General features: G+C 58.8%; 22 protein-coding genes. 17 read left to right on the top strand and 5 right to left on the bottom strand.

Annotated features, from left to right (window positions below):
- Positions 1-15 precede the first annotated feature (15 nt).
- A complete protein-coding gene (gene dprA / locus HMPREF2681_RS07805) occupies positions 16-1,152 on the top strand; it encodes a DNA-processing protein DprA (RefSeq protein WP_070546677.1) in 1,137 nt (378 codons plus the stop codon).
- A 291-nt stretch (positions 1,153-1,443) separates the two neighbouring features.
- On the top strand, positions 1,444-2,298 hold the full coding sequence (locus HMPREF2681_RS07800; protein WP_049170927.1) for a tyrosine recombinase XerC: 855 nt from the start codon (positions 1,444-1,446) through the stop codon (positions 2,296-2,298).
- A gap of 14 nt (positions 2,299-2,312) precedes the next feature.
- On the opposite strand, the gene HMPREF2681_RS07795 is transcribed toward HMPREF2681_RS07800, so the two are convergent.
- On the bottom strand, positions 2,313-2,834 hold the full coding sequence (locus tag HMPREF2681_RS07795) for a murein hydrolase activator EnvC family protein (protein WP_070429359.1): 522 nt from the start codon (positions 2,832-2,834) through the stop codon (positions 2,313-2,315).
- Positions 2,835-3,210: 376 nt separating this feature from the next.
- Between HMPREF2681_RS07795 and rpsB the strand changes: the two genes are divergently transcribed.
- From rpsB to HMPREF2681_RS07770, 5 genes are all read left to right on the top strand, one after another.
- Complete coding sequence (rpsB, locus tag HMPREF2681_RS07790) at positions 3,211-4,032, top strand: 30S ribosomal protein S2 (RefSeq protein ID WP_038628671.1); 822 nt, start codon at positions 3,211-3,213, stop codon at positions 4,030-4,032.
- Positions 4,033-4,087: 55 nt separating this feature from the next.
- The gene (tsf, locus tag HMPREF2681_RS07785; protein WP_048735543.1) at positions 4,088-4,915 is read left to right on the top strand and encodes a translation elongation factor Ts; all 828 of its coding nucleotides are present in this window, start codon (positions 4,088-4,090) and stop codon (positions 4,913-4,915) included.
- A 182-nt stretch (positions 4,916-5,097) separates the two neighbouring features.
- Positions 5,098-5,823: a UMP kinase gene (gene pyrH / locus HMPREF2681_RS07780; RefSeq protein WP_070429358.1), complete on the top strand. Its 726-nt coding sequence runs from the start codon at positions 5,098-5,100 to the stop codon at positions 5,821-5,823.
- An 83-nt stretch (positions 5,824-5,906) separates the two neighbouring features.
- Positions 5,907-6,464: a ribosome recycling factor gene (frr, locus tag HMPREF2681_RS07775; protein ID WP_038628675.1), complete on the top strand. Its 558-nt coding sequence runs from the start codon at positions 5,907-5,909 to the stop codon at positions 6,462-6,464.
- Positions 6,465-6,503: 39 nt separating this feature from the next.
- Positions 6,504-7,409 (top strand): phosphatidate cytidylyltransferase, encoded by a 906-nt coding sequence (locus tag HMPREF2681_RS07770; RefSeq protein ID WP_070546675.1) that lies wholly within the window; start codon positions 6,504-6,506, stop codon positions 7,407-7,409.
- Positions 7,410-7,430: 21 nt separating this feature from the next.
- On the opposite strand, the gene HMPREF2681_RS07765 is transcribed toward HMPREF2681_RS07770, so the two are convergent.
- Complete coding sequence (locus HMPREF2681_RS07765) at positions 7,431-7,859, bottom strand: lipopolysaccharide assembly protein LapA domain-containing protein (protein WP_065421645.1); 429 nt, start codon at positions 7,857-7,859, stop codon at positions 7,431-7,433.
- 117 nt (positions 7,860-7,976) lie between these two features.
- Between HMPREF2681_RS07765 and rlmN the strand changes: the two genes are divergently transcribed.
- Positions 7,977-9,074 carry a dual-specificity RNA methyltransferase RlmN gene (gene rlmN, locus HMPREF2681_RS07760; protein WP_049189669.1) on the top strand — a complete coding sequence of 366 codons (1,098 nt, stop codon included), beginning with the start codon at positions 7,977-7,979 and terminating at the stop codon, positions 9,072-9,074.
- Positions 9,075-9,191: 117 nt separating this feature from the next.
- Here the strand turns inward: rlmN and HMPREF2681_RS07755 are convergent, their stop codons facing one another.
- A complete protein-coding gene (locus HMPREF2681_RS07755; RefSeq protein WP_016422566.1) occupies positions 9,192-9,593 on the bottom strand; it encodes a DUF2631 domain-containing protein in 402 nt (133 codons plus the stop codon).
- A gap of 215 nt (positions 9,594-9,808) precedes the next feature.
- Here HMPREF2681_RS07755 and HMPREF2681_RS07750 point away from each other — a divergent pair, with 215 nt between their 5' ends.
- From HMPREF2681_RS07750 to HMPREF2681_RS07735, 4 genes are all read left to right on the top strand, one after another.
- On the top strand, positions 9,809-11,041 hold the full coding sequence (locus tag HMPREF2681_RS07750; protein WP_070546673.1) for a M50 family metallopeptidase: 1,233 nt from the start codon (positions 9,809-9,811) through the stop codon (positions 11,039-11,041).
- Between the two features lie 59 nt (positions 11,042-11,100).
- Positions 11,101-12,948 carry a penicillin-binding transpeptidase domain-containing protein gene (locus HMPREF2681_RS07745; protein WP_070546672.1) on the top strand — a complete coding sequence of 616 codons (1,848 nt, stop codon included), beginning with the start codon at positions 11,101-11,103 and terminating at the stop codon, positions 12,946-12,948.
- A 68-nt stretch (positions 12,949-13,016) separates the two neighbouring features.
- Positions 13,017-13,928, top strand: coding sequence for a type I methionyl aminopeptidase (map, locus tag HMPREF2681_RS07740; RefSeq protein WP_070546670.1), 912 nt, complete (start codon positions 13,017-13,019; stop codon positions 13,926-13,928).
- 3 nt (positions 13,929-13,931) lie between these two features.
- Positions 13,932-15,395, top strand: coding sequence for a cobyric acid synthase (locus HMPREF2681_RS07735; RefSeq protein ID WP_069358763.1), 1,464 nt, complete (start codon positions 13,932-13,934; stop codon positions 15,393-15,395).
- On the opposite strand, the gene mtr is transcribed toward HMPREF2681_RS07735, so the two are convergent.
- Positions 15,392-16,831, bottom strand: a complete 1,440-nt coding sequence (gene mtr / locus HMPREF2681_RS07730) for a mycothione reductase (protein ID WP_070546668.1) — start codon at positions 16,829-16,831, stop codon at positions 15,392-15,394. The two genes, HMPREF2681_RS07735 and mtr, sit on opposite strands and share 4 nt — an antisense overlap.
- 67 nt (positions 16,832-16,898) lie before the next feature.
- Positions 16,899-17,939: an alpha/beta hydrolase gene (locus HMPREF2681_RS07725; RefSeq protein ID WP_049170801.1), complete on the bottom strand. Its 1,041-nt coding sequence runs from the start codon at positions 17,937-17,939 to the stop codon at positions 16,899-16,901.
- Positions 17,940-18,102: 163 nt separating this feature from the next.
- On the opposite strand from HMPREF2681_RS07725, the gene mqo reads away from it, so the two are divergent.
- From mqo to HMPREF2681_RS07700, 5 genes are all read left to right on the top strand, one after another.
- Complete coding sequence (gene mqo / locus HMPREF2681_RS07720; RefSeq protein ID WP_049170803.1) at positions 18,103-19,599, top strand: malate dehydrogenase (quinone); 1,497 nt, start codon at positions 18,103-18,105, stop codon at positions 19,597-19,599.
- Between the two features lie 93 nt (positions 19,600-19,692).
- On the top strand, positions 19,693-20,844 hold the full coding sequence (locus HMPREF2681_RS07715) for a magnesium chelatase ATPase subunit I (protein WP_048735587.1): 1,152 nt from the start codon (positions 19,693-19,695) through the stop codon (positions 20,842-20,844).
- Between the two features lie 106 nt (positions 20,845-20,950).
- A complete protein-coding gene (locus HMPREF2681_RS07710) occupies positions 20,951-21,628 on the top strand; it encodes a vWA domain-containing protein (protein ID WP_224784241.1) in 678 nt (225 codons plus the stop codon).
- Positions 21,609-22,229: a cob(I)yrinic acid a,c-diamide adenosyltransferase gene (gene cobO, locus HMPREF2681_RS07705; protein WP_042389270.1), complete on the top strand. Its 621-nt coding sequence runs from the start codon at positions 21,609-21,611 to the stop codon at positions 22,227-22,229. The genes HMPREF2681_RS07710 and cobO overlap by 20 nt, the downstream gene beginning before the upstream one ends.
- The coding region (locus HMPREF2681_RS07700) for a cobyrinic acid a,c-diamide synthase CobB (RefSeq protein ID WP_070546666.1) at positions 22,223-23,270 on the top strand (1,048 nt) is incomplete at its 3' end. The genes cobO and HMPREF2681_RS07700, both read left to right, overlap by 7 nt.

The following is a 23,270-nucleotide window of genomic DNA, read 5'->3' as shown; positions in this document are numbered from 1 at the left end:
TATCAAGGGGGAGAAATGGACGAAATTCACGCGTGGGCTTACCTGAATCGTGTGGTAGAGGCGACGCATCCGCAGATTGTGCGGCTCGTGACGGAGTTTGGCCCGGTAGAGGTAGCAGAGAGGATCAAGGCTCGCGCCGGGCTGCCGGAAGGTCTGCTCAATACGACGCAGGCACGGGCCGACGTTGACCAGAGCGGCCACGATTTGGAGCTGGCGGCAGCGATGGGGTGGCGTCTTATTTATCCGGGGCACCCAGAGTGGCCGGGGGAGCTGCTGTCCTGCTTTACGACGCTCGAAGTCCGTGACCGCGCCGATGCACCACCACTTGCGCTGTGGGTGCGTGGCCGTGACTTGCGGGACGTGGTCAGTGAAGCGGTGGCGATTGTCGGAACGCGGATGGCCAGCAGCTACGGGACACAGGTGGCGGCCCAATTCGCGGGGCAGTTCGCGAATGCGGGGGTTAGTGTCATCAGTGGTGGTGCGTTGGGTATTGATGCCGCGGCGCATCGAGCTGCGCTCGACGCTGGCGGCACTACGGTTGTGGTCGGAGCCGGTGGTGTAGGGGTTGACTATCCGCGGGCGCATGCAGAGCTCTTCGACCGGATTGCAGAGCGGGGTGCGCTGATTACGGAGTATCCACCGGGGGTGCGACCAGCACGGCATCGGTTTTTGACTAGGAATCGGCTGGTAGCGGCTCTATCGCGAGCAACCACAATCGTCGAGGCGGGCTGGCGTTCAGGGGCGCGCAACACAGCGCACTGGGCAGTGAGGCTAAACAAGCCCTTGGGAGCAGTGCCGGGACCGGTGACGCTGCAAACTACCTCTGGCTGTCATGACCTAATCCGCAGTGGCGAGGCTGTCCTGGTGTGTAGTGCCGATAATGTGCGGTCGCTGTATCGGTCAGTTGGCACAGTGAATGAGGATGCTCAGCTTGAATTGTTGTGGGAAAAGTCGGCGGTGCAGAAGCTTTCTCGAAACGAGCTCGCTGTCTACGACTCTCTGAATTCTGCGGAGCCAACGCCGGTGGGAGAAGTCGCAGCGCAGGCGGGATTAGCCGTTGCGCTTACGACACATTTGTTGCTGGAGCTGCAGGGACAGGGGCTGACCAGTCGGGTGGAGGGTGGGTGGTTGCGCCAGGAACAGAAGCGTTAGTGAGGCGCTAATAAAGCCTTCTGCAGAGAATCTCGAAAAAATCTTGAATTAGGTATTGCAATTCTCTGTACGCTCAGTAATATAGGCAAGGCAAGCCTAAGTAACTGTTACGGAAACGGGCTTGTGACATGGGTGAGGCAATAGGGCAGTGGCTCTGGCGAAAGTCGGAGTCACTGCCTTTTTCCGCTGTCTGGTGAGGTCTCGCGGTGTGCATCTACTAAGGTCAGAACCGTGAAGCGCGCAACCAATAACGACGACAGGACTGAGCTGGATCTCGGGTTATCCGCCAATATTGAGGCCGTGCTCATGGATTTTCTCGATGAGCTGACTTATTCCCGCAGACTCTCTGACGCAACCGTCCGTGCCTATCGAGCCGATCTCATCCCCCTCCTCGCCGGCCTGGACCACATCAGTGAACTCTCCACCCCTGTCATCCGTGCGCACCTCGGCGCGAAGCATGCGGAGGGTGCTGCGCGGTCATCGCTGGCTCGCTTAACGACGTCCATTCGCCAGTTCTGTAGTTGGCTCGTAGCTCGGCAAATTCTCGATGCTGATCCGTCGCTGCGGCTGTCAACGCCGAAGAAACATCAGCATCTTCCGGAAGTGCTCTCGCCGGAGAGGGTTGAGGAGGCAATCGAGAAAGTCTCATCCGAGGACAGCGCAGTTGCGGCTCGCGACTTGGCCATTGTGGAACTGTTGTATGCCACCGGGATGCGTGTAGAAGAGCTGTGCAAGGCCGACGTCTCAGATGTGGACTTTTCCCGCCACATCATCTCGGTAGTGGGTAAGGGGAACAAGCAGCGCATCGTGCCCTTCGGTGCACCAGCGGAGGCGGCACTCAAAGGCTGGCTCCAGGTGCGTGGAAGCTTTCATGCTTCCGCACAGGCCGAACATGCGCTTTTTCTCGGTGTGCGTGGAGGTAGATTGAATCCTCGTCAGGCGCGCCGAGTTATTCATAAATGGGCTGATGTTTCACCGCATGCTCTCCGACATTCTGCGGCCACGGCCATGGTGGAAGGTGGCGCTGACTTGCGTGTGGTGCAGGAGATGCTCGGTCATTCGAGTCTGGCGACCACGCAGATTTATACCCACGTCTCAGCGGATCGTCTCCGTGAAGTACATAAGCGGGCACATCCGCGCGCTTAATTGCGCAGGGTTGTTTAATTGCGTACAGGCTTGAGCACGATTGGTCTCCGCTGTATCAAATCCAGTGGGTTGAGATAGTCTTTGCCGCGCAGTGCGCCCCAATGCAGGCCCGGTTCGGGATGTTTGGCGTTGACCACAAGATGACCAATCACCTGGCCAGCGGCCACGTGGTCTCCCTTTTCTAACGCGGTATCTATGGGCTGATAGGTTGTGCGGATGCCATCGGCGTGCATGATTGACACGGAAGTCATTCCGGCGATCGAACCGGCGAAATGCACCACACCGGGAGCTGAGGCGCGGATTGGCTGGCCCGGGGAGGCGTTCAGGTCTACTCCGCGATGTCCAGGCTGCCAGCGTTTTTCCGGTGGGGTGTAGAAGCGTAGAACTTTGCCGTGCACAGGGAAAGTATGCGTAATAGCGGATATTGGCTCGCCGGTAGCTGCAGGTGGGCTTGGGGGTGTTGTTAGCGCGACAGCGAGCACGAATAGCGCTAATGTGCGCATTAGCGAGCGCCTGAAACTCTGCTTGGTTGTCATGCGCGATAGTGTGGCGGACGCTACACCCGTCGACAAGCGGCAGTGCATTGCAAACGGTTCTAGCTGTGGATGACTTTTTGTCCTGTGGATAGCAGGGCGTGTCAGATATTGCGACCTGCGCGATGTATCAGATAAGATTACGCTCGCGGTGTCTGCCTTAATGGGCGGTCATTAGCACAAAGACTACGCGCGCGACCCATTCCGGCTGGTTCACGGGTGCTCGGCAGGATATCTGTCGGGTGTGAGGCAGCGGGGGAGCGCTAGGGCACAGGGAAAGCCTGTGCGTGAACTGTAACCACCTATATCGGATAAGAAAGGAAGGGAAGCAGCCGCAGCCCTAGTCAGGCTGGACGTGAGGATCTTCCCTGAATATGACATGGCTGTTGTATCCATGCGAGAACTGCTCGATGCAGGTGTCCACTTCGGTCACCAGACCCGTCGTTGGAACCCGAAGATGAAGCGTTTCATCTTCACCGAGCGCAATGGCATCTACATCATCGACCTGCAGCAGACCCTGACCTACATCGACGAGGCTTTCGAGTTCGTCAAGGAGACTGTCGCTCACGGTGGCAACATCCTGTTCGTCGGTACCAAGAAGCAGGCTCAGGAAGCCGTTCAGAACGAGGCAGAGCGCGTTGACATGCCGTACGTCAACCACCGCTGGCTCGGCGGTATGCTGACCAACTTCGCCACCGTTTCCAAGCGCCTGGCTCGCCTGAAGGAGCTTCAGGCAATGGACGCTGCTGAGAACGGCTACGAGGGTCGCGGCAAGAAGGAAATCCTGATGCTGACCCGTGAGCGCACCAAGCTGGAGCGCACCCTGGGCGGTATTCGCGACATGTCCAAGGTTCCGTCCGCACTGTGGATTGTTGACACCAACAAGGAGCACATCGCTGTCTCCGAGGCTAAGAAGCTGGGCATTCCGGTTGTTGCCATCCTGGACACCAACTGCGACCCGGATGACGTTGATTTCCCGATCCCGGGCAACGACGACGCAATCCGCGCTGCTTCCGTGCTGACCCGCATCATCTCCACCGCTGTTGAAGAGGGCCGCAAGGCTCGCGCTGAGCGCGAGGCCAACGCTGCTCGCGAAGCAGCAGGCGACGCTCCGATCGAGTCCGCCGCTGAGAACACCGACCAGGCTGCAGAGATGGACGCCGAGGGCTCCGCTGCAACTGAGACGGCATCCGCTGAGTAAAGCTGAACTTTCTAACCACCACAAGTTCTAACCACCACAAGGAGGAACGCCCAGCATGGCGAATTTCACTGCTGCTGACGTCAAGAAGCTCCGTGAGCTGACCGGCTCCGGCATGAAGGCTTGTAAGGACGCACTCGTCGAGACCGACGGCGATTTCGACAAGGCTGTCGAGATCCTGCGCATTAAGGGCGCAAAGGACGTCGGCAAGCGTGCAGAGCGCACCGCTGCCGAGGGCCTGATTGCTGTTTCTGGTAACACCATGGTCGAGGTCAACTCCGAGACCGACTTCGTTGCCAAGAACCAGGAGTTCATCGACTTCGCCAACAAGGTCGCCGACGCTGCCGCAGCAGTCAAGGCAAACTCCCCGGAAGAGCTCGCAGCAGCTGACCTCGACGGTCAGACCGCAGCTGAGGCTACCCAGGAGCTCTCCGCAAAGATCGGTGAGAAGCTGGAGCTGCGTCGCGCTGCTACTCTCGAGGGCGACAACATCGCTGTCTACCTGCACCGCCGTGCAGCAGACCTGCCGGCAGCTGTCGGTGTTCTGGTTGCTTACACCGGTGAGGGAGAGGGCGCTGCAGAGACTGCTCACGCAGCAGCTATGCAGGTTGCCGCTCTGAAGGCTCAGTACCTGTCCCGCGAGGATGTCCCGGCTGACCGCGTCGAGGCAGAGCGCGCTGTCTACGAGAAGATTACTCGCGAAGAGGGCAAGCCGGAGCAGGCTATCGCCAAGATCGTCGAGGGCCGTCTGAACGGCTTCTACAAGGACGTTGTTCTGCTGGAGCAGCCGTCCGTCGCTGACAGCAAGAAGACCGTTAAGCAGCTCATGGAAGAGGCTGGCGTTACCCTGACCGGTTTCGTCCGCTTCGAGGTTGGTCAGCACTAATTCGCTGTAATTTGTGCTCTAACCTCTAGCTGCTAGCTAGTGTGAATGCCCCATCCGATTGCTTCGGGTGGGGCATTTTGCTGCCATGTTGCAGACAATGCGGAGCGTCAAGTGTGCCTTGCTGTCGTGACCGGGTAGACTCGTCTGCGACTTTTTAAACGGTGTGAGAAAGGTGCATGGTCATGGCAGAATCTGTCGAGCGCAATGGCTTCAAACGTGTGATGCTCAAGCTCGGTGGTGAGATGTTCGGTGGCGGCAAGGTTGGCGTTGACCCGGACGTGGTGCAAAACGTTGCCCGACAGATTGCGGAAGTTTCCCGAAAGGGCGTCGAGGTCTGTGTCGTCATTGGCGGAGGTAACTTCTTCCGTGGCGCACAGCTTCAGCAGCGCGGCATGGACCGCGCACGCTCTGACTACATGGGCATGCTGGGCACGGTCATGAACTGCCTGGCTCTGCAGGACTTCCTCGAGCAGGAGGGCGTGGACTGCCGCGTTCAAACTGCAATCAACATGGCACAGGTCTCGGAGCCGTACCTGCCGTTGCGTGCTAAGCGCCACCTGGAGAAGGGCCGCGTGGTCATCTTTGGTGCAGGTATGGGTATGCCGTACTTCTCCACCGACACCACCGCCGCCCAGCGCGCCCTGGAGATCGGCTGCGAGGTACTGCTGATGGCCAAGGCCGTTGACGGTGTCTACACGGCCGACCCACGTGAGGTGCCGGACGCAGAGCTGTTCGACGACATCACCCACCGTGAGGTTCTGGAACGCGACCTGCGCGTTGCGGATGCCACCGCTTTCTCCCTGTGCATGGACAACAACATGCCGATTCTCGTGTTTAATCTGCTTACCGACGGAAACATTGCGCGCGCGGTAGCCGGTGAGCAAATCGGTACTCTCGTCCACAGCTGATAAATTTGTTCGTAATACGTTCTTTCCACAGAGCGCTCTAGAACTATCTAGAACCCGCGTAGAAACCCGAGGTTAAAAACACAATGATTGATGAAGTCCTGCTTGACTGTGAAGAAAAGTACGGTAGCTCCGTAGAACACTGCCGCGAGGAGCTGACCCACATTCGCACTGGCCGTGCGAACCCGGCGATGTTCAACGGCGTTATTGCGGAGTACTACGGTGTTCCGACTCCGATTACCCAGATGGCTACCATTTCGGTTCCAGAGCCGCGCATGCTGCTGATTAAGCCGTATGAGCTGAGCGTCATGGGCGACATCGAAAACGCGATTCGCAACTCCGACCTGGGTGTGAACCCGACTAATGATGGCCAGGTCCTGCGCGTAACTATCCCGCAGCTGACCGAGGAGCGTCGTCGTGAGATGGTTAAGGTCGCACGTTCGAAGGGCGAAGACGCCAAGATCGCGATTCGCAATGTCCGTCGTAAGGGCATGGAAACTCTGAAGAAGATTCAGAAGGACGGCGATGCTGGCGAGGACGAGGTGCAGGCAGGCGAAAAGGAGCTGGACCAGGTCACCAAGAACTACGTCGAGCAGGTGGACTCCTTGGTTGAACGCAAGGAAGCGGAATTGATGGAGGTTTAGGCCTTCATATTCAACCGGGAGAGGGGATTTGAGGCGCCAATGCCAACGTCGAAGCCAGCGTCCAATAAGGAACGTGTTCTAGACGAACTACGGCTCATTAAGCCACGCAACTCAGCAGGTCGGAACCTGCCGGTTGCAATCACGGTGGGCGTAGCACTTGGTGCAGTCGTCATCATCGGCTTGCTACTGGGGGCGCTCGCCTGGACCGTTCTGGTCGCCGCGGCGGTTGGTCTCGCAACCTGGGAGGTCTGCGAGCGGCTCCGTGAGTCCGATTGGCAGGTCCCTCGCCCGGTATTGATTCTCGGCGGACAGCTGATGGTGTGGTTGTCTGCCTACTGGGGGATTGACGGTTTGGTCATGGGCCTGGCCGCGACTCTGATGCTCTTGCTGGTCGTTCGTCTGTTCTTACACGGGATGGCTGAAGCACCACGGAACTGGCTGCGGGATGTCGCAGTTGGAGTTTTCGTGGTGATGTGGATTCCGTTCTTTGCGGCGCTAGCTGTGCAGCTGGTGCACATGGACAATCCCTGGGGAGTCGACCCCCGTCTGGTCATTGTGACCTTCATGATCGGGGTAATTTCCAATGACGTCGGAGGCTATGCCGCCGGTGTCATGTTCGGAAAGCATCCGATGGCCCCGAAGGTAAGCCCTAAAAAATCCTGGGAAGGGTTCGGCGGCTCTCTCGTACTCGCCACTATTACTGGAGCGCTCTGTGCAATCTTTATGTTGCACGCGCCGTGGTGGCAGGGCATCGTGCTGGGCATTGCCTTGGTTATCTCCGCCACGCTTGGTGACCTGATGGAGTCCCAGTTCAAACGCGATCTGGGGATTAAGGATATGTCCTCGATATTGCCGGGCCACGGCGGTCTGATGGACCGCCTGGATGGCATGCTGCCATCAGCCGCGATGACGTGGCTGATATTGCAGCTTTTCAGCCTGGTTTAATTTGGCTGGTTCAGTCGGGCTTTAGTTGTCGCCCTTACGAATCTGGCGGCGCAGATCAAACATTCGCCAGCCACCGATTAGCGCAGTGATGAGGGCGCCGAGGATAGCAGCGAACAGCATTCCGACACCGACCGGGAAGTTCCAGGCCCAGCCGAACAGGTTTAGTGTGGTCTCCTGCTGATTCTGCAGAATGAATACAAGCAATACGATCAGCAAAACTGCACTGATGACCAGGCCAACCCACATCGAGCCCGCGGTAGTCTTTTTCACCTTGCGCCGGCCAGGAGCGGGCGCTGGCTCCGGTGTGGAGTCCTTCTCTGCGGGCGCGTCAACGACTGGCTCTGGAAGGTTGTCCTGCTCTGGTGCAGGAGCCACGGAATCATTTGGAGAGTACGACGGAGTATCGTCGAAAAGCGGACTGTCGTTATTCGGCTGATTAGCGTTAGTCATACCTATCATTCAACACGTTTTGGCAGGTATGTACCACTTGTAAAGGTCCACTTAGTTGCGGCTGCCTAGTCGCTCATTAGGCCAAAACCGTCATTACATGCGAAAATGGGTGCCATCATGGCATCTTCACTTCCAATCGTTCTTAAAGCTCCACGTCGCGGCATGCCCGCGACCCATTTTGCGGACCTCGATGTTGAGGAACGGAAGGCTGCGGTCAAGGAACTGGGCCTGCCGGCCTTCCGCGCCGATCAGATTGCCCGGCACTATTACGGTCGGCTTGAGGCTGACCCTATGACGATGACTGATCTGCCGGAAGCAGACCGTCAAAAGGTCAAAGACAGTCTCTTCCCACCTCTGTTGACCCCCGTGCGGCACATCACCTGTGACGACGGCGAAACGCGTAAGACTCTGTGGCGTGCAGGTGACGGTACGCTGCTGGAATCCGTGCTGATGAAGTACCCGGGGCGTGCGACCCTCTGTATTTCCTCGCAGGCGGGCTGCGGTATGGCATGCCCATTCTGTGCGACGGGTCAAGGCGGTCTGCAGCGTAATCTCTCCACCGCGGAGATTGTCGACCAGGTTCGTGAGGCCGCTGCCACGATGGCAGCTGAGGGCGGTCGTCTGACTAACATCGTATTCATGGGCATGGGTGAGCCGCTCGCGAACTACAATCGCGTTCTCGCCGCCGTCCATCGCATCACGCGGCCGTCGCCGGAGGGATTCGGCATCTCGATGCGCAATGTCACCGTCTCTACGGTCGGTTTCGCGCCGAACATCCGACGGCTTGCCGACGAGGACCTGTCAGTCACCCTCGCGGTGTCTCTGCACACTCCAGATGACGAGCTTCGCGACGAGCTGGTACCAATCAACAATCGCTTTACAGTGGCCGAGGTACTTGATGCAGCTCGCTACTACGCAGACAAGACAGGCCGTCGCGTATCTATTGAGTACGCTTTGATTCGCGATATTAACGACCAGGATTGGCGTGCAGACCTGTTGGGTAAGAAGCTCCATAATGCTCTGGGCTCACGTGTCCACGTCAACCTCATTCCGCTCAACCCAACTCCGGGTTCGAAGTGGGATGCCTCTCCGAAGAAGCAGCAGGAGGAGTTCGTCCGCCGCGTACAGGCGCAGGGGGTACCGTGCACGGTCCGCGATACCCGTGGCAACGAGATTGCGGCAGCGTGTGGTCAGCTGGCGGCCGAAGAGGTTTAGCCGACAAATAGCAAAAAATCCGCACCGAATTCGGTGCGGATCTTTTTGTGCGCTGTAGCGCTATAGAGCTGTTGCTATAGAGCTGTTAGGCCAGACTTTCAGCAAAAGTGGCTAACTCTACTGGTTCTGGCCTTCCGGCAGGCGGTTCCAGGAGCGCAGCTGAGAGTCGGTCAGGTTAGCGTAGACGCCAGTGCCGTTTACCTGGTCGCGTGCCCACTCCGGCTCAATGTGGCCTTCCGGCTTGTTGTGACCGGTAACGGTGCGAACCTGAGAACCCTGCGGGGCGAACAACTGCAACAGCAGGCCAATAGCAATCAGGGCGGCGATGACGACCAGCCACCAGTTCTCGACGTTGCCCTTGTGGTTACCAATGGTCATGCCCAGCAGGAAGATTACGGAAATCCAGCCGGCCTTCTGCATAGCGCTCTTGCTAATGCCGTGCCAGCCCCACTTCGCCGACGGCTCGTCGAGGGTGCTGACGCCGCGGTAAATTTCTTCCTTTGGCTCGTGGTTGCTCACTTGAAAGTCCTCCTGTTAACACTTTCGGCGAATTGCACTCTATATGCACTTCAGTCTATCTGCGGTTTTGCTGAAAGCGACTGAGCGCATTTTCAGACAATCTTGAGTATCGGGTGTAAGGATACCTTAGAACTTGCTGAAATTGGGACTTAGCCCGGCCGGAAACTGTTCGCCGGTGTGCTCGTTTGCCCAAAGTGGGGGTAGGGTGAGCACTCGTGACATTTCTTCTTGGAGTTTTACTCTTCGCAATCGGCATCGCGGTGACAATCGCCCTTCACGAATGGGGCCATCTCACCGCAGCTCGCCTGTGTGGAATGCGAGTGCGTCGATACTTCATTGGCTTCGGCCCAACGCTGTTTTCCTTCAAGCGGCATCACGCTGCGGCAGGTGGGCATGACACCGAGTATGGAGTAAAGGCAATTCCCTTTGGCGGATTCTGCGACATCGCAGGCATGACGGCAATGGATCCCATCGCTCCTGCCGAAGAACCCTACGCCATGTACAAGAAGCCGTGGTGGCAGCGCATTATCGTGATGCTCGGTGGGGTGGCAATGAACCTCATCGTTGGATTCATCATTCTTTACTTCATTGCCGTGACGTGGGGTTTGCCCAACATGGGTAAGGAAATGGCGCCACGCATTCAGGCGGTGCAGTGCGTCTCGCCGGCACAGCGTGCCGACGGCACGCTGGAGCCCTGCACTGGTTCCGGTCCTGCAGAGCGCGCAGGGCTACGTGCCGGAGATGTGATTGAGAAGATCAATGGCACCAAGATCACGTCCTACCCCGAGGCTGTGTCTCTCATCGGTAGCTCTGCAGGTGGCGACATCAAAATGACCATCGACCGCAATGGCAGCACCCAGACGGTCACGGTCACCCCGGAAGTCGTCAAGCGCAAGACTAACGACGGCCAGGACATCGACCAGCCAGCAATTGGTATCGCCTTCCAGCGACCAGAGACCATCCTTCACGAGTACAACGCAGTGACTGCCATCGGCGGTGCGGCCAGCTTCACAGGCAGCCTTTTCGGGGCGGTTTGGAACGGGCTGCTCTCCATCCCGGAGAAGGTTCCCGGCGTGGTCGCCTCTATCTTTGGTGCTCAGCGTGACCCGGCCAGCCCAATGAGTGTCGTCGGCGCGTCGCGTGCCGGTGGTGAATTGGTGGAGATGAACCAGTGGCCTTCATTCTTCCTGTTGCTGGCTAACCTCAATTATTTCCTGGCCGTGTTCAACCTCGTGCCGTTGCCGCCACTCGACGGTGGCCACATCGCCGTTGTTATTTATGAGCGCATCCGCGACCTGATTCGCAAGGCGTTCGGTAAGCCTGCGCTTGGGCCTGCCGATTACACCAAACTCATGCCAATTACTATGGCCTTTACCGCAGTTTTGCTGGTCTTCGGCGTTCTGGTTATGGCTGCTGACGTGGTCAATCCAATTGTGCTGAACCGCTGATAGCAGGTTGCGGCGCGCCAGCGTCGTCGTAAAGCAAAGCGGTGCTAACGTCAGCCCACATGGAACAAACTTCGCGCCGCAAGCCCCTGCTTCGCAGTATCTCGGCTGTGGCAATCACGGGTCTGGTGTTGTCATCCGCCGCGTGTACGCCGCGGCCTGACACCGGGCGCGAGGTGCTCGAGGAATTCCTGGGGGCGCTGGCGGGAGGGGACGTTGCTAAGGCGGCGGCACTGACTGATCACCCGGACTCCGCTGAAGGAGATCTGAAGGCGGCCACTGCCGGACTCCAGCCGGAGGGGCTTGAGTATGAGATTGCGGGTATCGATTCCAGCTCGAATCAGTCCTCGGCGGAAGTCGCCATGAATTGGCAGCTACCGCATCAGCGACGCTGGGGATATGACACCACTTTCACACTGACCAAGACTGAGACTGGGCAACGGGATTGGGCATTGCGCTGGTCGCCAGCATCCCTGCATCCACAGCTGGGGCGTAATCAGCACCCAGAATTGCGCACTATCGCAGCTCCACGTCCGTCTGTGGTTGGTTCGGACGGTGCGGCCTTGCTTGAGCCGGGGACTGTGCACCGGGTAATTCTCAATCGTGATGGGGCGGAGAATGTGCAGTCGTCGATTAACCGGGCGGCGACGGTCATCAATAATGAAATGCCGGAAGATGGTCCGAAGCTTGACGCGCGCGCTATAGGGGAACAGGCAGCTGGTGGGAAGGGTAACTTTTCACTGATTGTGCTGCCGGCATCCACGCCGCAGCGAGTCAAGGATGAGCTCGCGGACATTGACGGAATTTCTGTTAACGATGAAGCAGCGATGGTGCGACCCGACCCGGGGTTTGCGCCTGATTTGATGAGCCGTGTGGAAAGGCTAGTGGACACTGGTGATCACGGTGCCGATGGCTGGAATATCGTGGCGGCCAACGAGGGCGGAGCAGTCGTCGGCACGCTCTATGAGGTGTCTCCGGATGTAGCCCCGGCGGTGCAGGCATCGATTAGTAAAAAGGTGCAGGACGCAGCGCAGAAGGCAGTCGATACGCGGCAAGATGCGAAGGCAATGCTGGTGGCTGTGCAGCCGTCTACGGGCAAGATTCTGGCGGTAGCCCAGACGGCGGAAGCGGATAAGGACGGCGACCTTGCGCTGATGGGACAGTTCCCGCCGGGATCGACGTACAAGATTGTCACTGCTGCTGCAGGTGTGCAGCACGAGGGGCTAAATGCGGGATCGACTGTGCCGTGCCCAGGTTCGATGGAGATCGGGCCGCGTATTGTCACCAACTACAACGGAAGTGGTGTCGGGAATACCTCGCTGAGCGATGCGTTCGCGCGGTCTTGTAACACCACGTTTGGCAACATCTCTCACAAGTTGGAGCCAGGGCAGTTCAAGGAGGAGTCCAAGAACTTCGGCATCGGCATCAACTATCACATCGCGGGCCTCGACACTATTACCGGCAGCGTGTCTGATGGCAGTGATGAAGTCGAGCGTATCGATGCGGGCTATGGGCAGGGCAATGACTTGACCAGCCCGTTTGGCATGGCGCTGGTTTCCGCGACGGTGGCGGCCGGACGCACTCCGACACCGTCACTCGTGCCAAGCGCGGGAACCTGGCAGTCGCAGGTATCAAAGCCACTGCCGCCTGAGGTTTTGAATGAGGTTCGCACACTCATGCGGGCGGTGGTGACCTCTGGTACTGGTTCGGCCATTGCCGGTCGAGGTGAAGTTTATGCAAAGACCGGTGAGGCCGAGTACGCTGGCGGCTCCCACGCTTGGTTTACTGGCTACCGCGATGATTTGGCCTTTGCCACGCTTATCGTTGGCGGTGGTGGTTCGGAGCATGCCGTGGCGATTACCGATGCCTTCTTTGCCAATATCGATGAAGGTTCGGGGGACGAGGGCTAGAGCATTTCTGGCTTTGAAACCGGCACAGGCCGAAAGGCTAATCCGGGGGTAGGGGTAGAGTATGTTCCATGATTCAGCGTTCTCCACTTACTCAGCAAAAGTCCACTCCAATTCGCACCGTTCCGGCACATATTGAACGGCCGGAGTACGCCTGGAAGGACGAGGTTCAGGAAGGCGTCGGCGAGCCGCTGGTACAGACTCCGGAAGATATTGAAAATATGCGAGAGGTCTCTCGCATTGCTGCCAACGCGTTGGTGGAGGCCGGCAAGGCCGTAACTCCGGGCGTGACCACGGATGAGATTGACCGGGTGGTGCACGAGTACCTGTTGGATCACGACACCTACCCGTCCACGCTGGGGTACCGCGGTTTCGAGAAGTCGTGCTGTGTGTCTCTCAATGAGATTGTCTGCCACGGTATTCCGGACACTCAGGTTATTGAAGACGGCGATATCGTCAATGTCGACGTCACCGGATACAAGAACGGCGTCCACGGTGACACCAACGCGACTTTCCTCGCGGGCAATGTCTCGGAGGAGCACCTCCAGCTAGTGGAGCGCACTTACAACGCCACCATGCGCGGCATTAAGGTCATCAAGCCGGGCCGTGAGATTAATGTCATCGGCCGCGTAATCGAGTCTTACGCTAAGCGTTTTGGATACAACACCGTTCGGGACTTCACCGGTCACGGTGTCGGTACCACGTTCCACAATGGTTTAATCGTTCTCCACTACGATGAGCCGAGCCAGGACACCATTTTCGAGCCGGGCATGACCTTGACTGTTGAGCCGATGATTAACCTTGGTGAGCTGCCGTACCACATCTGGGATAATGGCTGGACTGTGCAGAATGATGACTTCAAGTTCACCGCCCAGTTCGAGCACACGGTGCTGGTGACCTCCGACGGCTATGAAATCCTCACTCTGCCGGATGAGCAGAACGTGCCAGGTCAGTTCCAAACTGGTTGGAAGCCCGAGGCCTAACCCGTGCAGGCCCCTGCAGCTCTGATTGCCGGCTGCACCTCAGATGCCGGTAAGTCGGTTCTGGTCGCCGGCATGTGTCGGCTGCTCGCGCGCCGCGGCGTGAAGGTCGCACCCTTCAAAGCACAGAACATGTCCAACAACTGCGCTGTCACGCTTGACGGCGGCGAGATTGGGCGCGCGCAGGCTCTGCAGGCGCTCGCCTGTGGGCTGGAGCCGGATGTCTCCTTTAACCCGGTGCTTCTCAAGCCGGGCTCGGACCACACTAGTCAGGTGGTGGTGAAGGGCAAAGCCGATGGGCATGTGAGCGCTCTGACGTACCGGTCGCGTCGAAAAGCGTTGCGCGGGGTAGTCGCGGAGACATTGGAAGAGCTGCGGGGGCAGTTCGATGTCGTCTTGTGCGAAGGCGCTGGTAGTCCTGCCGAGGTCAATCTGCGAGAGTCAGACATCGCCAACATGGGCTTGGCAGAGCTCGCTGATTTGCCGGTTGTGGTCGCCGGCGACATCGACCGCGGTGGGGTGCTTGCACATTTCGTCGGCACGCATGCAATTTTGAGCCCCGAAGACCGCGCGCGGATTACCGGTTTTATCGTCAACAAGTTCCGGGGCGATGTTTCGCTGTTGACACCGGGATTGGACGTGGTGCGCGAGCACACCGGCGTGCCCGTACTCGGCGTAGTGTCTTTTATTCCGGGGCTGTGGATCGATGCGGAGGATTCGCTCGGCACAGTCGCTGGTGCGTCGGTAGGGCCGGCGAACGCACCGCTGGGTACGGAAACGTTGTCCGTGGCCGCCATTCGCTTGCCGCGCGTGTCCAACGCCACCGATATCGAAGCGCTTGCCTGTGAACCAGGGGTACACGTGCAGTGGACGGTCGATCCGTCGGTCGTTGCTCGCGCCGACCTGGTCGTGTTGCCCGGGACGAAGTCGACGGTCGCCGATCTCAAGTGGTTGCGCGAGCGTGGGCTTGACGACGTACTGGAGAACCGAGCCGCCCGAGGGCTGCCGCTGATTGGCATCTGCGGTGGGTTCCAAATGCTCTGCACCACCATCACTGACTCGGTGGAGTCGGTAGCCGGGACAGTGAACGGGCTTGGCGTGTTCGATACCGACATTGAATTCGCGGGGACGAAGACGCTGGTGAGCCACCCGGATGGCTCTTACGAAGTCCACAATGGACAGGTTGTGCGAAGCAGCGAGGCGCCTTTTATCACTGAGCCTGAAGAAGGGGCGCGGCGTGGCATGGTGATGGGCACGCACCGCCACGGCTACCTGGAAAATGATCAGGCGCGCCGTGAGTTGCTGATGGAAGTTGCAGTTGCCGTCGGTCGGGACGGCTTTGAGGTCAGTCCTAATACTTCGTTTGCCGGAGAACGGCTGCTGCAGGTCGACCTGTTGGCCAATGCAGTCGAGAAGTACCTGGCTGGGCCCGCATTGGCCCAGGCCACAGGTATTGAACAGCTGGGCTAGTTATCGAACTCCAGGCCCAGGATTGCGTTTTCAATCAGCTCTGGCAGTGCTGGGTGGATCCAGTGCTGGCCCTTGACAACTTCGCGCACATCCATTTCGAAGCTCATCATCTGGATGCACTGCTGCACTAGGGTGGCAGCCTGCTCGCCGATGAAATGCGCACCCAGCAGGCGGCCGGTGGAGCGGTCCGCAATCAGTTTAGCGAAGCCGTCGCGATCCTCCAGCGCCCAGCCGTAGGCGACATCGCCGTAGTTCTGTACCTTCACGGTAATCTCCGTGCCATTTTCCGCAGCCCAGGCGCGAGCTTCATCCTCGGTCATACCGACCTGACCAATCTGCGGATGTGAGAAGACTGCCGACGGAATGTAGCGGTGGTCAAATTCGCGCAGGTCCGACGGATTCAGCACGTTGTGGAAGACAACCTTGGCCTCATGGTTGGCAATATGCTTCAGCTGGTACGGGCTAGAGACATCGCCCAGCGCCCACACACCTTCGGCAGAGGTGCGGCCGTACTGGTCAACCTTGATGCGACCATCGTCGTGCATCGCCACACCACCGGCTGCAAGGTCCATACGGTCACCGTTGGGGATGCGTCCGGTTGCCACGAGCAGGGCATCGGCTGCGAGCTCCGTGCCGTCGTCAAGCGTGACCGTGACGATCTCGCCCTCCTGGGAGAGCTCAGTGATGGAGGTGTTCATACGGATGTCAATGTCGCGGGAGGCAACCTCGTGGAAGCGCTCGGAGATAGCGGCGTCTGAGCCACGCAGCATGACATCGGAGCGCACCAGCATGTGCACCTTCGTGCCGAAGGATGCGAAGACATGCGCGAACTCGCTAGCGATGTAGCCGCCGCCGACGACGATCATTTCGCGCGGAAGCTTGTCGACGCGCATGATGTTCTCGTTGGTGTAGTAATCGACCCCGGAGTCTGCGATGAGGCCCGGAACGTGAGGGCGGGAGCCTGCAGCGATGATGATGTTGTCGGCTGTGATGTCGACGGTTTCCTCGCCGATGCCGGTGCGAATAGTGCGAGGGCCGACGAACGTTGCGTGGCGGTCGTAGACATCGATATTGGGAGTCTCGTCCCCGCGGCGGTATGCCTCGCCGCCGTCGGCAATCTGGTCGACGCGCTGGGCAAAAACGCGATCCTGGATTTGCTTGAGATCAACGGAGCCGAAGGTGCCGTGCACGCCCAGGCGGCTGGCCTCGCGGATGTTGCGGGCGGCATCAGCGGCCAGAACGAACATCTTGGTGGGAATACACCCAACGTTGAGGCAAGTACCGCCGAAACGTCCTTCCTCCACCAGAGCGATACGGACATTGTCGTAGGCCGGGGCTGGAATGGAATTGCCGGACCCGGTTCCGATAATGATGACGTCGTAGTGGCGTGGGGTAGTCTCAGGCGAATTCTCAGTGGTCACAAGCACTCCTAGCATTCTGGTCAAACTAGTTTGGTTCAACCGTACTGAATGCTGATTTATTCCGAGTTCCTATTCTGTGCTCCTATTTTGAGCTGTCTCCTGGATTGACTGTGGCAAGGAACTGGAATGTCTCATTAAAAGCGCGGTCTAGTGCTTCGGGTGCGGAGAGATACACGTCGTGGAGAGCACCCGGAATCGCGACGTTGCGAGCCTGCGGTCCCAAGTGGGCAGTGGCATCGGCAATTTGCTCAGTGTTGAGGACAGAGTCAACGCGGCTGAGTTCCGGTGTGTAGTCGGAACCGAGAAGGTAGTTGTCCGAGTGGAGAACGAGCGTCGGCACGCCGGTATCGATACCGCGGCTGACACGTTGCTGGCCGACGATGATGGCATTGAGCCAACGCCAGTTCTTGTCATGGCCAGCCAGCGGCTTGAAAGTGCGGTTGTACTCCCAGCGTCCCTGGTGGTCGGCGCTAATGGATTTGCCATAGCCGCCCGCAGACTGCACCGGAATGAGACTGTTAGGGCGAATCCGCGACATAACGCGAGTCACCAGCGAGTACACGGGAGCCTTTGCCCGGGAAACGTGCAGAGTCAGCCACGGTGAGTTCAAGACGGCAGCTGTGACGGAAATATTGGGTGCTTGCGGGCAATGGCCGCCTGTGCTTCGTAACCAATCGAGCCAGAGCACGGCAATGAGACCACCAGTGGAGTGCGCATTAACAGTGACAGTTGTATGACCGGCGTGGTCTAACACTGCGAGTGCCCTGTTGAGATCCTCGAAGTAATTCGTTAGATCGCTGCAGCCATGCCAAGTCTGCCCCGGTTGGTGTGCGCGCCCGCACTTACGCAGGTCAATAGCGTAAAAGGCGTAGCCTTCGGCGTGGTACCGCTCCGCCACGTGCTTCTGGAAGAAATAGTCCGACATCCCGTGAATCCATAGAACCGCCGGACGTTTTTGGAAGTCGCTTGCCGACGAGTCGGGGCAGTAGCGGACCAATACCGCGTGTACGGATCCCTCACCGTCGGGATCCTGGCCGAGTTCGATGACATGTTGGCTGTAGTCTTCGCCTAGGTTATCGGGGTTAAAGGTGGGGGTAACGAAATCGGGAATATCGGTAGTCACAGGGTCAAGCCTAGCGCCGATTACCGGGGGTAGTGGGAATGTGTGCCACAATAGATTATGGACTGAGACGGTAGCTCTCTTTTGCGTCTTTAGTTGTGTGCGCGCATGTGAGCGAGCGCTAGTTTGAATCACTAATCAAGTTAGTAAGGATGTTGACAGCAAAATGGCTGATAACAAGCTTCCTGCTTCCAGTGGCGACGAGGTAGACGTCGTCCTCATCGGTGCAGGTGTAATGAGTGCGACGCTGGGTGTGCTGCTCAAGGAGCTCGAGCCATCCTGGTCACAGGTTCTGTTCGAGCGTCTCGATCAGCCCGCCAAGGAGTCTTCCTCCCCGTGGAACAACGCTGGTACCGGCCACTCTGCTCTGTGCGAGCTGAACTACACGCCGGAGAAGAACGGCAAGGTCGATGTCACCAAGGCTAAGCTCATTAATGAGCAGTTCCAGGTTTCCCGCCAGCTGTGGACCTCGCTGATTGAAAACGGCACCCTGACTGACCCGAAGGAATTCATCAACCCAGTTGATCACACCACCTTCGCTCAGGGGCCGGAGCAGATGGCGTTCATGCGTCGTCGCTACGAGGCACTTGAGAAGGAGCCGCTGTTCCACGGTCAGGAGCTCATTGAAGATCCGGACCGTTTCGCTGAGTACCTTCCGCTGATGTCCGAGGGCCGTGACTTCTCCAAGCCGGTCTCCGCTATTCGTAACCCGAATGGTACGGACGTTAACTTCGGTGCACTGACCAAGCAGTACCTGGCCGCACTGTCCGATATGGGTACTGAGATTCGCTACGGACACGAGGTCACCGGTCTGAAGCGCGACGGTTCCAAGTGGATCGTCACCGTGAAGAACCTGCACACCAAGGACGTTCGCACCCTGGTTGCCAACTTCGTATTCGTCGGTGCCGGCGGTGACGCACTGCCGCTGCTGCAGAAGGCTCGTATTAACGAGATTCGTGGTTTCGGTGGCTTCCCGGTCTCCGGCCAGTGGCTGCGCTGCACCAACGAGGAAGTCATTGCTAAGCATGACGCCAAGGTCTACGGTAAGGCTTCCGTCGGCACGCCGCCGATGTCCGTTCCGCACCTGGACACCCGTGTTATCGACGGCAAGCGCGGCCTGCTCTTTGGCCCGTACGCCGGTTGGAACATGAAGTTCCTCAAGAACGGTAACAACCTGGACCTGATTAAGTCTCTGCGTCCGGCCAACCTGCCGTCCATGATGGGTGTTGGTGTCCAGGAGATGGGGCTGACCAAGTACCTGATTACTGAGGTTCTGAAGGACTTCGACGCACGTATTGAGTCCCTGCGTGAGTACGTCCCGAACGCTCGCCCAGAGGACTGGGAGCTGATCGTCGCTGGTCAGCGCGTCCAGGTCATTAAGCCGATGAAGGCTCCGGTCTTCGGTACCCTCGAGTTCGGTACCGCGGTCATCAACTCGTGGGACGGCACCATTGCCGGCCTGATGGGTGCATCCCCGGGCGCTTCCATCGCTCCGGCTGTGATGATTAGCCTGATTGAGCGCTGCTTCGGCCGTCACATGGGCAAGTGGGCTCCGAAGCTGAAGGAGCTCGTCCCGTCCTACGGTACGCACCTGGCTGATGACCCGGCTCTGTTCAAGGAGGTCTGGGAGGCTTCCCAGAAGACCCTGAAGCTGGAGCGCTAGTAACTCGCTGAAGAGCTTCAAAGAGTTCAATTAAGCCAACATTGTTCTACCCCGCTGTGAGCCATCCGTTCGCAGTGGGGTAGAACTGTGCTTATGGAAAAAATCACGTCAGCGACCACTGCACAAACAGAGCCCACTTTTCCTTTTACTGCGATCGTCGGGCAGCAGCGACTACAGCTTGCGTTGATTCTGACCGCGCTATCCCCGGAGATTGGTGGTGTCGTCATCCGCGGTGAGAAGGGCACAGCCAAGACCACTACGGTCCGCGCGTTGGCGCCATTTCTCAGCGGATCGTTGGTAAACCTGCCACTCGGCGCTACGGAAGATCGAGTCGTAGGCTCCATCGATGTGGAGACCGTCCTGACTACCGGACACGCACAGTTCAATCCGGGACTACTCAGCGCGGCTGACGGTGGCATTCTCTATGTCGACGAGATTAACCTGCTGCCGGATCATCTCGTTGACTCCGTGCTCGATGCCGCAGCCACCGGTCGCGTGGTTGTTGAACGCGATGGTATCTCGCACTCCGCAACCTCCAGGTTCGTGTTGGTCGGCACTATGAACCCGGAAGAGGGCGAATTGCGTCCCCAGCTTCTCGACCGCTTTGGGCTCGCCATCGACGTCACCGCATCCAAGGATCCGGCTGTCCGCGCGGAAATCGTCGCCCGCCGCCTCGACTTTGACGCCGACCCGGAGAGCTTTGTCACGCGGTTCGCCGCCGACGACGATGCGCTACACGCTCGCATCGATCGCGCGCGCGCACTGCTTGACGACGTCGAATTGACCCCCAACATTCTTGGTCAAATTGCCACTGTGTGCGCTGCTTTTGATGTGGACGGGATGCGTGCCGACATCGTCATTGCACGTACCGCCCGCGCTCACGCTGCCTGGCGAGTAGCCGGGGACGAGTCGGCGCAGCCGGCACCCGGCAATCCAATTGAGATCACTGCGGAAGACATTAAGGTAGCTGCGGAAATGGCACTGCCGCACCGTCGTCGCCGTGACCCCTTTGATGAACCAGGACTGGACCAGGAACAGCTCGACGATGCTCTGCAGGATGCAGAGGAGCAGTTCCGAGATGACCAGAATCAGCCAGAGTCGAGTCCGGAGTCGGATCCAGAGCCCGATGCTGAGCAGGTCTCCCAGTTCGACTCCAACTCCGAACCTCAGGAGCCACAACAGTCGAATTCCTCGGGATCGAAGGGAGGTCGCGCCGCTGAAGGCGCCCCCTTTCGCCGTTCGTAAAATCAGCGTTGACGGTGTCGGCCAAGGGGATTCCGGTCGGCGTTCCAAGGCCATTGGCCCGCGGGGCAGCACCATTGGTGCCGAGCGGGGAGGCCATGGTCTCCACGTGCCGGCGACAGTGCTGGCGGCGGCCAATCGTGGCGCCCGCATGGGCGACTCCATGATTCCCCTGGAACCGGAGGACGTTCACGGCGCTATTCGACAGGGAACTGAGTCCAATCTGGTCGTCTTTGTCGTGGACACCTCGGGTTCCATGGCAGCACGCGACCGTCTGGCAGCCGTCACCGGCGCGGTCACATCGCTGCTGCGTGATGCCTACCAAAGCCGCGATAAAGTCGCTGTCGTTACTTTCCGCGGAAATAACGCCGAATTAGTTTTACCGCCGACGAAGTCTATCGACACCGCAGTACGTCGCCTCGCAGATGTCCGCACTGGTGGCCGAACTCCATTGGCCGAAGGATTGCTGAAGGCACACGAAGTGGTAGTTCGGGAAGCCCATAGGGAGCCCACACGGCGCGCAATCATGGTCTTGCTCTCCGACGGCCGAGCAACGGGTAAAAATGGCCTGCAGCAGGCGAGGGCTGTGGCCGCAAAGATCCGTCGTCAAGCGTTGGCGGCGACGGTGGTTATCGACTGTGAGCGCTCTCGCGTGCGGCTGGGGCTGGCACAGGAACTCAGCGTGGAATTGGGTGCGACCTGCATAAATCTCTCCGAACTCAATGCCGAAGCCGTGGCGGGCGTGGTCCATGCCTATCATCGAGACCATGGCACAAGGAAAGCTTGACCCCAAATCAATTCCCAACGATGGACTGACCACCAGGCAGCGTCGCATGATTCCGATTACTGCGGTGCATACGGGCCCAGGTAAGGGCAAGTCCACCGCGGCATTCGGTATGGCGATGCGCGCGTGGAATCAGGGGATGAATATCGGTGTCTTCCAGTTTGTAAAGTCGGCAAAGTGGAAGGTTGGCGAGGAAGCTGTCATGCGCCGGTTGGGCGAGCTTCACGACGACACGGGGGAAGGCGGCCCGGTCGAATGGCACAAGATGGGCGAAGGTTGGTCTTGGTCGCGTAAGCAGGGCACTGAGGAGGACCATGCGGCAGCTGCTGCCGAGGGATGGCAGGAGATTAAACGGCGCCTGGAAAATGAGGTGCACGACTTCTACGTCCTCGACGAGTTCACCTACCCAATCAAGTGGGGTTGGATTGATGTCGACGATGTGGTGGAGACATTGAGGAACCGTCCCGGCCGCCAGCATGTGGTGATGACTGGCCGCGATGCGGATCCGAAGCTCGTGGAGGTCGCGGATCTGGTGACGGAGATGACCAAGATTAAGCACCCGATGGATGTCGGACGTAAGGGACAAAAGGGCATCGAGTGGTAGCGCCTGGAATTGTCATCGCGGCGACAGCTTCAGGCACGGGAAAGACGACAATCTCCACGGGGCTGATGCGTGCACTGTCGCGCCGTCACGCGGTGGCACCTTTCAAAGTCGGACCCGACTATATTGATCCTGGCTATCACGGGGTAGCCGCTGGTCGTCCCGGGCGCAATCTGGATTCCTTTATGTGCGCGCCTGAGATGATTGGGCCGCTCTACGCACATGGAGCTGCCGACAGCGATATTGCGGTGGTCGAAGGTGTTATGGGACTTTTCGACGGCCGCATTGGTAACGACCCGCTATCGGTGGAGGGGTCGACGGCTGAGATTGCCTCGCTGTTGGGACTTCCGGTGGTGTTGGTGATTGATGCCCGGCATATGTCGCAGTCGGCTGCGGCTGTTGTCCACGGTTTCTCCACGCTTCGCACTGACGTCCGTGTCAGTGGCGTGATTATTAATCAGGTGGGCAGCCCGCGGCATGCGGACATCATTACCCGTTCTGTGGAGGCCATGGGGGTCGAGGTGCTCGGCGCTATTCCGCGAGTGACTGATATTGAGGTGCCCAGCAGGCATTTGGGGCTGGTCACTGCGGTCGAGCAGGGTGAGCAGCTAGAAGCGGTCATTGAATCGATGGCCAACTTGGTGGAGACCTACATCGACATCGACCGGATTATCCAGCTTGCCCGGCAGCCCTATCCAGCCGAACCATGGGACCCTGCACAGTTCGTTGCACCGCTGGCTCTTAATCGCCGCGTGCGCGTGGCGGTCGCGGCGGGTCCTGCGTTCTCGTTTACCTATGCAGAGCACCGTGAGCTATTGCAGGCCGCTGGAGCCGAGGTCGTGGATTTTGACCCATTGGTTGACGAACTGCCGGAAGCCGAAGGCTACATCGTGCCCGGTGGATTCCCAGAAGAGCATGCCGACGCGCTATCTATTCGTGATGACATTCGCCGCGATCTACGTCAGGCTGCCGACGATGGTGCGCTGATCCACGGCGAATGCGCGGGGCTGCTCTGGCTGCTTGAAGATCTCGGTGGGCGCCGTA

Source organism: Corynebacterium sp. HMSC064H12 (genome assembly GCF_001809925.1).
GTDB lineage: Bacteria > Actinomycetota > Actinomycetes > Mycobacteriales > Mycobacteriaceae > Corynebacterium > Corynebacterium jeikeium_D.
This window is presented reverse-complemented; position numbering and strand designations above follow the sequence as displayed.

Excerpts from the sequence above, each read along its gene's own strand:
- dprA (WP_070546677.1), top strand. The coding sequence starts at position 16 with ATGGACGAAATTCACGCGTGGGCTTACCTGAATCGTGTGGTAGAGGCG.
- HMPREF2681_RS07795 (WP_070429359.1), bottom strand. The coding sequence starts at position 2,834 with ATGACAACCAAGCAGAGTTTCAGGCGCTCGCTAATGCGCACATTAGCG.
- rpsB (WP_038628671.1), top strand. The coding sequence starts at position 3,211 with ATGGCTGTTGTATCCATGCGAGAACTGCTCGATGCAGGTGTCCACTTC.
- tsf (WP_048735543.1), top strand. The coding sequence starts at position 4,088 with ATGGCGAATTTCACTGCTGCTGACGTCAAGAAGCTCCGTGAGCTGACC.
- pyrH (WP_070429358.1), top strand. The coding sequence starts at position 5,098 with ATGGCAGAATCTGTCGAGCGCAATGGCTTCAAACGTGTGATGCTCAAG.
- frr (WP_038628675.1), top strand. The coding sequence starts at position 5,907 with ATGATTGATGAAGTCCTGCTTGACTGTGAAGAAAAGTACGGTAGCTCC.
- HMPREF2681_RS07770 (WP_070546675.1), top strand. The coding sequence starts at position 6,504 with ATGCCAACGTCGAAGCCAGCGTCCAATAAGGAACGTGTTCTAGACGAA.
- HMPREF2681_RS07765 (WP_065421645.1), bottom strand. The coding sequence starts at position 7,859 with ATGACTAACGCTAATCAGCCGAATAACGACAGTCCGCTTTTCGACGAT.
- rlmN (WP_049189669.1), top strand. The coding sequence starts at position 7,977 with ATGGCATCTTCACTTCCAATCGTTCTTAAAGCTCCACGTCGCGGCATG.
- HMPREF2681_RS07745 (WP_070546672.1), top strand. The coding sequence starts at position 11,101 with ATGGAACAAACTTCGCGCCGCAAGCCCCTGCTTCGCAGTATCTCGGCT.
- map (WP_070546670.1), top strand. The coding sequence starts at position 13,017 with ATGATTCAGCGTTCTCCACTTACTCAGCAAAAGTCCACTCCAATTCGC.
- mtr (WP_070546668.1), bottom strand. The coding sequence starts at position 16,831 with ATGCTAGGAGTGCTTGTGACCACTGAGAATTCGCCTGAGACTACCCCA.
- mqo (WP_049170803.1), top strand. The coding sequence starts at position 18,103 with ATGGCTGATAACAAGCTTCCTGCTTCCAGTGGCGACGAGGTAGACGTC.
- HMPREF2681_RS07715 (WP_048735587.1), top strand. The coding sequence starts at position 19,693 with ATGGAAAAAATCACGTCAGCGACCACTGCACAAACAGAGCCCACTTTT.
- cobO (WP_042389270.1), top strand. The coding sequence starts at position 21,609 with ATGGCACAAGGAAAGCTTGACCCCAAATCAATTCCCAACGATGGACTG.